Genomic DNA, 11,909 nt, shown 5'->3' on the forward strand with positions numbered 1-11,909 from the left:
AGGCTCACGGCCTGGCGGGAGCGCCCAGTCCGCGTATCAGCAGGTCCACGATCACCTTGAAGTCCTCCTCGATACCGGGCTGCTGCCATTCGCGCGCGTAACAGGGGTCGTGGAAGCGGGCGGTGGCCTGGAAGACGGCGCGGGCCTCGGCGACCGGGTCGGTCGCGCGGAAGGTGCCGGACCCGGCTCCGTCCTCGATGATCCGGGTGAGCTGGGCGGTGAGGTCGGTGATGTGCTCGCTGACCGCCTGCCCGCTCTCCTCGGCCAGCACGCTGTAGGTGGCGAACAGCTCGGGATCGTCACCCGCCTTGTGCCGCTTGGCCTCGAACAGGGTGGAGAGCCAGTCCCGCAGCCTCCCCTCGACCGGGGTCTCCTCGCCTGCGATGAGCGCGAGCCGCTGGGAGGTGCGGTCCAGCCAGCGCTTGGTGACCGCCTCGCGCAGCGCCGCCTTGGTACGGAAGTGGCGGTAGACGCTGCCGTGGCTGACGCCCAGGGCGCGGGCCACGTCGACCACGGTGGCCTTGGCCGGGCCGTGGCGGCGCAGCACCTCCTCGGTCGCTTCGAGGATGCGCTCGGCGGTCAGGGTCTCGGTCGCTGCCATGCCTAGACCGTACCCGGCGCGCCGGTCACCGTTTCCGGCTCATCGCTCGCTGTCCAGCATGGCCATCTGCGCCGGGGCGTACCGCTCGCCCGCGACCGCGTCGGCCGGGACGGCTTCCTCGATGGCGGCGAGGTCGGCCTGGTCCAGGGTGACGTCGAGCGCGCCCAGCGCCTCGGACAGCCGCTCGCGGGTGCGGGACCCGACGACCGGAACGATGTCGGAGCCCTGGGCGAGCACCCAGGCGATGGCGATCTGGGCGACCGTGGCCCCCTTCTGCTCGGCGATCTTGCGGAGGGAGTCCACCAGGGTCAGGTTGTGCCGGAAGTTGTCGCCCTGGAAGCGGGGCGAGTGGGCGCGGAAGTCCGAGACCGCGAAGTCACGGTCGGCGGCGATGTGCTGGGAGAGCAGGCCGCGGGAGAGCACGCCGTACGCGGTGACGCCGATGCCCAGCTCCCGCAGCGTGGGCAGGATCTCCCGCTCGATGCCGCGCGAGATCAGCGCGTACTCGATCTGGAGGTCGGCGATGGGGGCGGTGGCGGCGGCCCGGCGGATGGTCTCGGGGCCGACCTCGCTGAGGCCGATGTGCCGCACCCAGCCCTTCTCGACCAGCTCGGCGACGGCGCCGACGGTCTCCTCGATCGGGACGTCCGGGTCGAGGCGGGAGGGGCGGTAGATGTCGATGTGGTCCACGCCGAGGCGCTGGAGGGAGTAGGCGGCGAAGGTCTTCACCGCGGCGGGCCGGCCGTCGAAGCCCAGCCAGGCGCCGTCCGGGTCGCGCAGGGCGCCGAACTTCACGCTGAGCACCGCGTTGTCGCGCGAGGCGGCGGGGGCGGTGCGCAGGGCCTCACCGACGAGGAGTTCGTTGTGGCCCATGGCGTAGAAGTCGCCGGTGTCGAGGAGGGTGACGCCCGCTTCCAGGGCGGCGTGGACGGTGCGGACGGCTTCGGGGCGGTCCGCCTCTCCGTACATCCCCGACATGCCCATGCAGCCGAGGCCGAGGGCGGAGACACGGGGGCCGGTGGTTCCGAGAGTGCGCGTTGTCATCGTCATGCGTCCAGCCTGGCATGACGAATGACAGAATTCAATATCTGTCAGCTGTTATTTGTCATCGGATTCTGGGCAGACACCCTCCGGGCACGAAGAAGCCCACCCTCCGGCCCGGAGGAACCGGACTGGAGGGTGGGCGGAAATGCGAAGGTCAGGCGCCGATCAGGCGAGCGGCGAGGTAGCCCTCGATCTGGTCGAGGGAAACCCGCTCCTGCTTCATGGTGTCGCGCTCGCGCACGGTCACCGCGTTGTCCTCGAGCGTGTCGAAGTCGACGGTCACGCAGAACGGGGTGCCGATCTCGTCCTGACGGCGGTAGCGGCGGCCGATGGCGCCGGCGTCGTCGAAGTCGATGTTCCAGTTCTGGCGCAGCGCCTGGGCGAGACCCTTGGCCTTCGGGGACAGCTCCGGGTTGCGGGAGAGCGGGAGCACCGCGACCTTGACCGGGGCCAGGCGGTGGTCGAGGCGCAGCACGACGCGCTTCTCCATCTTGCCCTTGGCGTTGGGCGCCTCGTCCTCGGTGTAGGCGTCGAGGAGGAAGGCCAGCATGGTGCGGCCGACACCGGCGGCGGGCTCGATGACGTAGGGGGTCCAGCGCTCGCCGGCCTCCTGGTCGAAGTAGGAGAGGTCCTGGCCGGACGCCTTGGCGTGGGCGCCGAGGTCGTAGTCGGTCCGGTTGGCGACACCCTCCAGCTCGCCCCACTCCGAGCCGCCGAACGAGAAGCGGTACTCGATGTCGGCGGTGCGCTTGGAGTAGTGGGAGAGCTTCTCCTTCGGGTGCTCGAACCAGCGCATGTTCTCCTCGCGCAGGCCGAGACCCGTGTACCAGTTCCAGCGCTGCTGCATCCAGTACTCCTGCCACTCCTCGTCCTCACCCGGCTTGACGAAGAACTCCATCTCCATCTGCTCGAACTCGCGGGTCCGGAAGATGAAGTTGCCGGGAGTGATCTCGTTGCGGAAGGACTTGCCCATCTGGGCGATGCCGAAGGGCGGCTTGCGGCGCGAAGTGGTCTGCACCTGGGCGAAGTTGGTGAAGATGCCCTGGGCGGTCTCGGGACGCAGGTAGGCGACGGAGCCGGAGTCCTGGGTCGGGCCGAGGTGGGTGGAGAGCAGACCGGAGAACTGCTTGGGCTCGGTGAAGGTGCCCTTGTTGCCGCAGTTCGGGCAGTTGAGGTCGGTCAGGCCGTTCGCGGGAGCGTGGCCCTTCTTCTCCTCGTACGCCTCTTCCAGGTGGTCCGCACGGAACCGCTTGTGGCACGAGGTGCACTCGGTCAGCGGGTCCGTGAAGGTGGCGACGTGACCGGAGGCGACCCAGACCTCGGGGGCCAGGATGACGGACGAGTCGATACCGACCACGTCCTCGCGCGACGTCACCATGTAGCGCCACCACTGGCGCTTGATGTTCTCCTTGAGCTCGACACCCAGCGGTCCGTAGTCCCAGGCGGCACGCTGTCCGCCGTAGATCTCACTGCAGGGGAAAACGAAGCCACGGCGCTTGCTCAGGCTGACGATGGTGTCGATCTTGTCGGCGGCCACGGTGCTCTCTTCATTACGACGACGGGCGTTGAAGCGAGATGCTTCCAGCGAATGATTCAGGTTACCGGCGCATGCTCCCCCTCGGCCAAATCGGCCCCCGCCGACCCCCCTCCCGAAGCCGCCGAAGCCCACCCGAACCCTCACCAAGCCCACCGGGTGAATTCGCGCGACCGGGTCCGCACACATGGCCGCACCCTCAGCTTGTTGACAATCGTTTCCAACTTTGTTGAAAATGAGTGTCATGAACGTACGACGACGCCTCATATCCGGGTCCGCGATAGCGGCCGTCACCGCGCTGGGCCTGGGCACGCTGTCCGCCTGCTCGGTCACCAGCGCCGCCGCCGGGGGCACGGGGAAGTTCGACGTCGTCACCTCGTTCTATCCGATGGCCTTCCTCGCCGAGCGGATCGGCGGGGACCACGTGCACGTGAGCACCCTCACCTCCCCCGGCCAGGAGCCGCACGACCTGGAGATCAGCCCGCGCCAGATAGCCGCGATGGAGGACTCCGACGCGGTCCTCTACCTGAAGGGCCTCCAGCCCTCCGTCGACCAGGCCGTGGCCCAGTCCCCGGTGCGGACGAAGATCGACGCGACCGCGCTGACCACCCTGGAGCAGCACGGCACCGAGGTCGGCGGCCACGCGGCCGGGCACGAGGAGGAGCACGAGGGCCACTCCCACGAGAGCGAGGACGGCAAGGACCCGCACATCTGGCTGGACCCGGTGCGGTACGCCGAGGTCGCCGAGGGCGTCGGCCGGGCCTTCGAGAAGGCCGACCCCAAGCACGCGGCCGACTACCGGAAGAACACCGCGGCCCTGGTGAAGCAGCTGGACGAGCTGAACACCGACTTCCGCAACGGCCTGGCGCACACCCGGTCCAAGGTCTTCATCACGACCCACGCCGCCTTCGGCTACCTCGCCGAGCGCTACGGCCTCACCGAGGAGGCGATCAGCGGCCTCGACCCCGAGTCCGAGCCGAGCGCGGCCCGGGTCAAGGACCTCCAGAAGATGGCCAGGGCCGACCGGGTCTCCACCGTCTTCTACGAGACGCTGGTCAGCGACAAGACGGCGAAGACGGTCGCCGGGGACGCGGGCCTGAAGACCGACGTGCTCGATCCGATCGAGGGCATCACGGCGCACTCGCGCGGCAAGGACTACCTCGCCGTCCAGCGTGCCAACCTCAAGGCCCTCCAGAACGCCCTGGGGGCCGAATGAACACCGCCGGAGAAGAGACGACGGCACCCGTGCTCGCCCTGCGGGACGTACGGGCGGAGCTGGGCGGGCGGCCGGTGCTACGCGGCATCGACCTGAGCGTGCGCACCGGCGAGGTCGTCGCGCTGCTGGGCGCCAACGGCTCCGGCAAGTCCACGGCCGTGCGCACCGCCATCGGCCAGGTGCCCGCCACCTCGGGCGCCGTCGAGCTGTTCGGCACGCCTCTGCGTTCCTTCCGCTCCTGGGCCCGCGTCGGCTACGTGCCCCAGCGCACCTCCGCCGCCGGGGGCGTCCCGGCCACGGTCTCGGAGATCGTGTCCTCGGGCCGGCTGGCCCGCACCCGCTTCGGCCTCTTCCGCAGGACGGACCGCGAGGCCGTGGAGCGGGCGCTGGAGCTGGTCGGCATGGCGGACCGCGCCAAGGACTCGGTGACCGCGCTCTCCGGCGGCCAGCACCAGCGGGTGCTGATCGCCCGCGCGCTGGTCTCCGAGCCCGAACTGCTGATCATGGACGAGCCGATGGCGGGCGTCGACCTCGCCAGCCAGGAGGTGCTGGCCGCGACCCTGCGCGATCAGGTGGCGGCCGGGGCGACGGTCCTGCTGGTGCTGCACGAACTGGGCCCGCTGGAGCCGCTGATCGACCGCGCGGTCGTCCTGCGCGACGGCTGCGTGCTGCACGACGGCCCCCCGCCGAAGGCCGTCGGCCAGCACGCCCTGCCCGGCCACGACCACGTGCACCCGCACGAGAGCGCCGAACCGATCCGGACGGGACTGCTGAGCTGATGGACTTCCTGAACTACGCCTTCATGCAGCGGGCGCTGCTCGCGGCCGTCCTGGTCGGCGTGATCGCCCCCGCGATCGGCATCTACCTCGTCCAGCGCCGCCAGCCCCTGATGGGCGACGGCATCGGGCACGTGGCGATGACCGGCGTCGGCCTCGGCTTCCTGCTGCACTCCTCCCCGGTGTGGATGGCGACGCTCGTCTCCGTGGCCGGCTCGGTGCTGATGGAGCTGATCCGCTGGTACGGCAGGACGCGCGGCGACATAGCCCTCGCGATGCTGTTCTACGGCGGCATGGCGGGCGGTGTGCTCTTCGTGAACCTCGCCCCCGGCGGCTCCAACGCCAACCTCACCTCGTACCTGTTCGGTTCGCTGTCCACGGTGGCGCCGTCCGACGTGACCGCGATCATCGTGCTCGGCGCCTGTGTGGTCGCCGTGACGTTGGGCCTCAGGCGCCAGTTGTTCGCGGTCAGCCAGGACGAGGAGTTCGCGCGGGTCACCGGTCTGCCGGTGCGGGCGCTGAACCTGCTCGTCGCGGTCACCGCGGCGGTCACGGTCACCGTGGCGATGCGGGTGGTCGGCCTGATCCTCGTCTCGGCGCTCATGGTCGTCCCCGTCGCCGCGGCCCAGCAGCTCACGCGCAGCTTCGCGGCGACGTTCGCCATCGCGGTCGCGCTCGGTGTGACGGTGTCCATCGGCGGCACGATCACGTCGTTCTACCAGGACGTCCCTCCCGGCGCGACGATCGTCCTGCTCACCATCGCCGCGTTCGCGGTGATGGCCGCGCTGGCGGCCCCGCTGGCCAGGCGGCGCGCCCGGAGGTCACGCCCCGCGGCCGACCCGGTGGAGTGCGCCATCCCGGCCGCCCGCCCGGCCGGGGACGAGGTGGGTGTCTGACCCCCGGAAGTCAGGGCCGGCCGTGCGCCGGGCCGCCCCGCGGACCCGCCGGGGGCGGCCTCGGCGTCTGACCCGAGGGGGTCGGGGCTGGCACAATGACCCGGGTCAGAGGCGCAGACATGAGGAGGCACCCGGTGACGACCGCTGGACCGCCCGTGAAGGGCCGCGCGACCAAGCAGCGCGCGGCGGTGGCGGCGGCCCTCGACGAGGTCGACGAGTTCCGCAGCGCGCAGGATCTCCACGACATGCTCAAGCACAAGGGCGACTCGGTCGGGCTCACCACCGTCTACCGCACCCTCCAGTCCCTCGCCGAGGCAGGTGAGGTGGACGTCCTGCGCACCTCGGACGGCGAGTCGGTCTACCGCCGCTGCTCGACGGGCGAGCACCACCACCATCTGGTCTGCCGCACCTGCGGCAAGGCGGTCGAGGTGGAGGGTCCGGCCGTGGAGAAGTGGGCCGAGGCGATCGCCTCCGAGCACGGTTTCGTCAACGTGGCCCACACGGTGGAGATCTTCGGCACCTGCGCGGACTGCGCCGGCTGCGCGGAGGCCACCGGCTGATCCGGGCCGTAGAAGCAGGAACGCACGACAGGAACGCCCCCGCCTCGACGGCGGGGGCGTTCCTCGTACTCGGCGACAGCCCCGGCGGCGACGGTGTCGCGCCAAGGCAGGGAGGGGCGGCTACGCCTCCGGGTCGCCCTTCATCGCCGCCTCCATGGCCAGCAGCTCCTCGTTGGGCACCGCACCGCCGAAGCGCCGGTCCCGCGAGGCGAATTCGACGCACGCCCGCCACAGGTCCCGGCGGTCGAAGTCGGGCCACAGGACGTCCTGGAAGACCATCTCGGCGTAGGCGCTCTGCCACAACAGGTAGTTGGAGGTGCGCTGTTCGCCGCTGGGCCGCAGGAAGAGGTCGACGTCGGGCATGTCGGAGTAGTACAGGTACTTCTGGACCGTCTTCTCCGTGACCTTGGACGGGTCCAGCCGGCCCGCCTTCACGTCCTCGGCGATAGCCTGCGCGGCGTCGGCGATCTCGGCGCGGCCGCCGTAGTTCATGCAGAAGTAGAGAGTCAGGCGGTCGTTGTCCTTCGTCTGCTCCTGCGCGATCTGGAGTTCCTTCGCGACCGACTTCCACAGCTTGGGCATGCGCCCGACCCAGCGCACCCGGATGCCCAGCGCGTCGAGCTGGTCGCGGGTCTTGCGGATGAAGTCGCGGTTGAAGTTCATCAGGAAGCGGACCTCGTCGGGCGACCGCTTCCAGTTCTCGGTGGAGAAGGCGTAGAGCGAGATGTTGCGGACGCCCGCCTCGATCGCCCCCTGGAGCACGTCGAGCACCTGCTCGGCGCCCACCTTGTGCCCCTCGGTACGCGGCAGCCCCCGCTCCTTCGCCCAGCGCCCGTTGCCGTCCATGACGATCGCCACGTGCTCGGGGATCAGCTCACCGGGAAGCTTCGGCGCGCGGGCGCCGGACGGGTGCGGGTCCGGTGCCTGGTACTCCCGGCGCCGGCCCCCCAGAAATCCGCGTACGTCCATGCTTCTCGTCTCCTCAGCCGTGCTTGCTGCTTACTTCTCTACGTACCGCAGGGAACGCAGGCCGCGCTCCAGATGCCAGTGCAGGTAGGCGGACACCAGGCCGCTCCCCTCGCGGACGTGCCGCGCCTCGGCCGCGTCCGCGGTCTCCCAGTCTCCCGTAAGCAGCGCGCCCAGCAGCATCAGGGTCTGCGGTGAGGGGACCACACTGCCCGGCACCCGGCAGTCGGCGCACACCGAGCCGCCGGATGCGACCGAGAAGAACCGGTTCGGTCCCGGCATGCCGCACCGCGCGCAGTCGCCGAAGGTCGGCGCGTAGCCGTTGACCGCGAGCGAGCGCAGCAGGAACGCGTCGAGCACGAGGTTCGGGGCGTGCTCCCCGCGCGCGAGCGTGCGCAGGCCGCCGACCAGCAGCAGGTACTGCTGCACGGCGGGCTCGCCCTCGTGGTCGGTGAACCGCTCGGCCGTCTCCAGCATGGCCGTCCCGGCGGTGTAACGGGAGTAGTCGGTGACGATGCCGCCCCCGTACGGCGCGATCGTCTCGCTCTGGGTGCACAGCGGCAGCCCCCGCCCGACCAGCTCACTGCCCCGCGCGAAGAACTGCACGTCGACGTGGGAGAACGGCTCCAGCCGGGCCCCGAACTTCGACTTCGTGCGCCGCACACCGCGCGCCACGGCCCGCACCCGGCCGTGGCCACGGGTGAGCAGGGTGATGATCCGGTCCGCCTCGCCCAGCTTCTGGGTGCGCAGCACGATGCCGTCGTCGCGGAACAGACTCATGCCGTCCATTCTCGCCCACGCCCACGACGGCCGGGCCCCGCATCGGCTCACCCGCCCCCGGCTGTGACCGGCCCCACGCCCGTCAGGGCACCTCGCCCCGGCTGCGCGCGTTGGCGTACGCCGTCGCCGCGCTGATCCGCTCCGCGGGGGTCGCCGCGCGCAGCCGGTCCGGCGGCACGTCCCACTCCCGGCCGCCACCGAGCGGTCTGAGCTGTACGTACGGCCCCTGGTGCCCCATGACGACCCCCACTCTGTCCGTGCCGCTGTCCCACGCGTACGAGCCCAGCGGCGGCCTTCCCGCGCTCACCGCAGGGCCGCTGCGAGCATCGTGGCCGTCTCCACGGAGCACCGTCCCAGCTCCACCAGCGGGATCGGGGCCTCGCAGGCCAGCGAGACGGGATCGAGCCCGAGCGAGGGCAGCTTGATCCCGGCCTTCTCCAGTGCGGTCCGCAACTCCTCGAGGGTTCGCTCCGCTTCCTCGACCCGGTCCGCCGAATCCTGTGTGTTCACTGTCCGCATCACTTCCCTGCCGTCACGCTCTTCACGCTTCGTGTCCTCACGGTGACGCTCCACAACTAGACTCCGGAAGGGGCCTCGGCCCTACAAGCGCGTGGCAGTACGAGGGGGTCGGCAGTGGCCAACGGTTCACGTCAGGCGGTCTGGGAGTTCTTCGGCACGGAGCTGAAACGGCGCAGGGAGGACGCGGGGCTGACCCAGGCGGAGCTGGGGACGAGGGTCTTCGTCTCCGGGGGTTACATCGGCCAGTTCGAACAGGCCATCCGCAAGCCCCAGTTGGACGTCGCCCAGCGCATCGACCAAGTCCTGCGGACGGACGGCATGTTCGAGCGGCTGTGCAGGAAGCTGATCGATGATCCGAGGTATGCGGAGTATTTCGCGCAGGTGGTGGAGCTTGAGCAGTTGGCGACGACGATCTGCGAGTTCGAGCCGACTGTCCTGCCGGGACTTCTGCAGACAATGAGCTATGCCCGCGCGCTCATCCTGGCGACGCATCCCTTTGCGGCCGAAGAGTTCATCGCCGACCGGGCGGCCGCCCGAGTGGAGCGCTCCGCCATCCTCAAGGAGGCTGCGCGCCCCATGTATTGGGCGGTCGTGCACGAGGGAGCGCTCCGCACCGCCGTCGGCGGAGCAGCGGTCGCGGCAGAAGCGCTGGACCACCTCGCGGCGCTGTCCCGGCAGCGAAGGGTGCTTCTGCAGGTCTTCCCGTTCGCCGCAGGCGCCCCAGCCAACAACGGCTCGCTGCGGCTGATGGAGTTCGACGACGCGCCGCTCGTCGCCTATACAGAGACCTCGTTTTCCGGCACTTTGATCGACGATCCGGCCGTGGTGAAGCGGGCCCAGCGCGCATACGATCTCATCAGGGGCGCCGCGCTGTCGCCGGAGGCATCCCTGGCCCTGATCGAATCGGCGGCTGAGGACCACAGACGATGCGCGAGTACGACCTGAGCAATGCCCGCTGGCACAGGAGCACTTACAGCAACGGCGACGGCGGAAACTGCCTCGAAACAGCCGACGGAGTCCCCGGCCTCGTCCCCGTCCGCGACAGCAAGCTCGCCGACAGCCCCGTACTGCTCGTGGGCGCCGCCGCCTGGGCCGACTTCCTTGACGCCGTCAGGCACCAGCATCCGCACGCGCACGCCTGCTGGGAGCGCGTGCGCTAGGCCAGGGGCTCGCTCAGCTCGATCGCGCGGAGCGCGGCCGCCAGGGCTTGTTCGTCCCCGACGTCCAGCGCGGTGTCGGTCAGTTTGATGACGTGCTCGTCGCCGTGCGCGCGGGCCCGTTCGAAGACCTCTTCCGGGGTGAGGGTGCCCGGCGGGACGAATGCGATGGGGGCGTCGGGCGCGTACATCGCGGTGACGGCGGCGGACGCCGTCCACGCGGCCCGCAGGCTCGGCACCCACTGCTCTCGCGGGAGCGCGGGCAGGGTGCGCAGCACCGCGTTGGGCGCGGTGGCCGCGTGGACCAGCATCGTCGGCTCGCCGTGGGCGTGGGTGGCGTACCGGTGGGTGGCCGCGCGCACGAGTTCGGTGAGGCGGCCGAGGGCCTCGTCCGGGCCGGTGACGCCGTCCGCCCAGACGGGGAGCCCGGAGACGCGGTCGAGCCGGGCGGGGAAGCTGCCCTCCTGCGCGTCGATGGGCGGCACGGCGTCCAGCGCGGCGGCCGCGCTGTCGGCGCCGGGCAGGAGCGTGACTCCGGTGACGGGGTGGTGCCGGGCGGCCCAGTAGCCGAGCCCGTGCGCGAGCTCGTCCACCCGTGGTCCGGTGACCTCGTCGCCGGCGAGCAGGGTCCGTACGGCGTGCCCGACCCGGATCACCGGGTGCGCCGAGCCGCCGTACATGCCGGGCAGCAGCCGGGGCCACCACTCGGCGAGCACCTCCCGCCAGGGCCGCTCGGCGACCTCCCGGCGGAAGTGGTCGATCCAGTCGGCGGCCCGTCGCGGGTCGCCCAGCGCGGCGGTCCAGTCGGCGGCGGTCACGCGCTCGACCCCGGTGGGGAACTCCTCCAGCTTGTCCGCGTACAGGTCCAGCCACCGGTGCACCGACCGCGACTGCCCCCGCGCGGCGAGCGCCTCCACGGCCATCGGCGCGTGGTTGGTGAGCCGCCCCATCCGCTCCGGCCCCGATACGTGCAGCCGCTCCAGCGCTTCGTCGAGAATGCCTGTCGTATCCATGGCGGGACGGTAGAGCGGCCCTGGGGAGCTGCGTAACGGCCGGAAGACCTAGTCCCGGTCCTAGGCCCCGCGAGACCCGCGAGCCTCCCTCAGGACGGCGTCCGCGCCGTGGTCAGCACGCGTTCCACCGCCTCGGCCGGGAGCAGCAGGGACTCGCCGATCTCGGTGAGGGCGGTGTGTTCCGCGGGGGTGTAGGGGCCGTCCGCCAGGGCGATGAGGGCCGCGTCCAGGAGGACGGTCTCGCGGCCCGCCGTCGCCAGGTGGGGGGTGAGCGCGGTCAGAGGGCCGCGGGGGTCGGCGGCGTCCGCCGTCATGGCGAGACGTTCCGCCGCGTCCGCCTCGCAGCCCGCCGCGCGGAGGGTGGCCGCCGCCGTCTCCTGCGCGGCCCGCGAGCCCGTGCCGCCGGCCGCGAGCACCGAGACGGCGGCCTCCTGGACCGCCTCACGGAGCAGGACGGACAGGCGCCGGGTGGTGGGCGGGTCGAGGGTGTCGAGGCCGAAGCGGTGCAGGCAGGAGGCGCATTCCACGACCGGCTCGGCCGCACCGCGCGCGAGGACGGGCACCCCGAGCAGGGTGAGGCGCCTGCGGCCGGCCAGGCGCTGGTAGTTGCGGTCGCCGCCGCAGCCCGGGCAGAAGAACTCCCCGTCGCCCTGCGGCGTCCAGGCGGTGCGAGTGCCCAGGATGCGCCGGACGAACCCGTCGGCTCGGCCGTCTCGTCCCCGTACTGGCAGCACGTCGCACCTCCGCACGTAACCACGCGGCAACATCGCCGCGCTGGCGTGATGTTAGCCACATCACGGAGCCCGAGTCAGCACCCCGTACGAGACCGGTCCGTGACCTGGGGCGT

The 11,909-nt window shown here is 71.2% G+C and carries 15 protein-coding genes; 6 read left to right on the forward strand and 9 right to left on the reverse strand.

Annotated features, from left to right (window positions below; translation table 11 throughout):
• Positions 1–4: 4 nt before the first annotated feature.
• The 3 genes from ABZ898_RS19220 to ABZ898_RS19230 all read right to left on the reverse strand — a co-directional run bounded on the left by ABZ898_RS19220 (position 5) and on the right by ABZ898_RS19230 (position 3,182).
• The gene (locus ABZ898_RS19220) at positions 5–601 is read right to left on the reverse strand and encodes a TetR family transcriptional regulator (protein WP_361659874.1); all 597 of its coding nucleotides are present in this window, start codon (positions 599–601) and stop codon (positions 5–7) included.
• 39 nt (positions 602–640) lie between these two features.
• Complete coding sequence (locus ABZ898_RS19225) at positions 641–1,651, reverse strand: aldo/keto reductase (protein ID WP_361659877.1); 1,011 nt, start codon at positions 1,649–1,651, stop codon at positions 641–643.
• Between the two features lie 148 nt (positions 1,652–1,799).
• A complete protein-coding gene (locus tag ABZ898_RS19230; RefSeq protein WP_361659880.1) occupies positions 1,800–3,182 on the reverse strand; it encodes a glycine--tRNA ligase in 1,383 nt (460 codons plus the stop codon).
• Positions 3,183–3,423: 241 nt separating this feature from the next.
• Between ABZ898_RS19230 and ABZ898_RS19235 the strand changes: the two genes are divergently transcribed.
• From ABZ898_RS19235 to ABZ898_RS19250, 4 genes are all read left to right on the forward strand, one after another.
• Entirely contained in the window at positions 3,424–4,395 is a 972-nt protein-coding gene (locus ABZ898_RS19235; RefSeq protein ID WP_361659883.1) for a metal ABC transporter substrate-binding protein, read from the forward strand.
• Entirely contained in the window at positions 4,392–5,174 is a 783-nt protein-coding gene (locus ABZ898_RS19240; RefSeq protein ID WP_361659886.1) for an ABC transporter ATP-binding protein, read from the forward strand. The genes ABZ898_RS19235 and ABZ898_RS19240 overlap by 4 nt, the downstream gene beginning before the upstream one ends.
• On the forward strand, positions 5,174–6,067 hold the full coding sequence (locus tag ABZ898_RS19245) for a metal ABC transporter permease (protein WP_361659889.1): 894 nt from the start codon (positions 5,174–5,176) through the stop codon (positions 6,065–6,067). Before ABZ898_RS19240 ends, ABZ898_RS19245 begins: the two co-directional genes overlap by 1 nt.
• Before the next feature lie 134 nt (positions 6,068–6,201).
• Entirely contained in the window at positions 6,202–6,627 is a 426-nt protein-coding gene (locus ABZ898_RS19250) for a transcriptional repressor (protein WP_361659892.1), read from the forward strand.
• 120 nt (positions 6,628–6,747) lie between these two features.
• Here the strand turns inward: ABZ898_RS19250 and ABZ898_RS19255 are convergent, their stop codons facing one another.
• The 4 genes from ABZ898_RS19255 to ABZ898_RS19270 all read right to left on the reverse strand — a co-directional run bounded on the left by ABZ898_RS19255 (position 6,748) and on the right by ABZ898_RS19270 (position 8,883).
• Positions 6,748–7,596, reverse strand: a complete 849-nt coding sequence (locus ABZ898_RS19255; RefSeq protein WP_361659895.1) for an isoprenyl transferase — start codon at positions 7,594–7,596, stop codon at positions 6,748–6,750.
• A 30-nt stretch (positions 7,597–7,626) separates the two neighbouring features.
• Positions 7,627–8,373 carry a DNA repair protein RecO gene (gene recO, locus ABZ898_RS19260; protein WP_361659897.1) on the reverse strand — a complete coding sequence of 249 codons (747 nt, stop codon included), beginning with the start codon at positions 8,371–8,373 and terminating at the stop codon, positions 7,627–7,629.
• A gap of 82 nt (positions 8,374–8,455) precedes the next feature.
• Complete coding sequence (locus ABZ898_RS19265; protein ID WP_361660125.1) at positions 8,456–8,680, reverse strand: hypothetical protein; 225 nt, start codon at positions 8,678–8,680, stop codon at positions 8,456–8,458.
• Positions 8,677–8,883 (reverse strand): hypothetical protein, encoded by a 207-nt coding sequence (locus tag ABZ898_RS19270; RefSeq protein ID WP_361659900.1) that lies wholly within the window; start codon positions 8,881–8,883, stop codon positions 8,677–8,679. Before ABZ898_RS19270 ends, ABZ898_RS19265 begins: the two co-directional genes overlap by 4 nt.
• Positions 8,884–9,006: 123 nt before the next feature.
• Here ABZ898_RS19270 and ABZ898_RS19275 point away from each other — a divergent pair, with 123 nt between their 5' ends.
• Positions 9,007–9,837 (forward strand): helix-turn-helix transcriptional regulator, encoded by an 831-nt coding sequence (locus ABZ898_RS19275; RefSeq protein ID WP_361659903.1) that lies wholly within the window; start codon positions 9,007–9,009, stop codon positions 9,835–9,837.
• Positions 9,819–10,052, forward strand: a complete 234-nt coding sequence (locus ABZ898_RS19280; RefSeq protein WP_361659906.1) for a DUF397 domain-containing protein — start codon at positions 9,819–9,821, stop codon at positions 10,050–10,052. Before ABZ898_RS19275 ends, ABZ898_RS19280 begins: the two co-directional genes overlap by 19 nt.
• Here ABZ898_RS19280 and ABZ898_RS19285 read toward each other — a convergent pair.
• Both ABZ898_RS19285 and ABZ898_RS19290 read right to left on the reverse strand, forming a co-directional pair.
• Positions 10,049–11,062 carry a questin oxidase family protein gene (locus ABZ898_RS19285; protein ID WP_361659909.1) on the reverse strand — a complete coding sequence of 338 codons (1,014 nt, stop codon included), beginning with the start codon at positions 11,060–11,062 and terminating at the stop codon, positions 10,049–10,051. The genes ABZ898_RS19280 and ABZ898_RS19285 overlap by 4 nt on opposite strands.
• 89 nt (positions 11,063–11,151) lie before the next feature.
• Entirely contained in the window at positions 11,152–11,796 is a 645-nt protein-coding gene (locus ABZ898_RS19290) for a TerB family tellurite resistance protein (RefSeq protein WP_361659912.1), read from the reverse strand.
• Positions 11,797–11,909 lie beyond the last annotated feature (113 nt).

This window comes from Streptomyces sp. NPDC046860 (genome assembly GCF_040645115.1).
GTDB lineage: Bacteria > Actinomycetota > Actinomycetes > Streptomycetales > Streptomycetaceae > Streptomyces.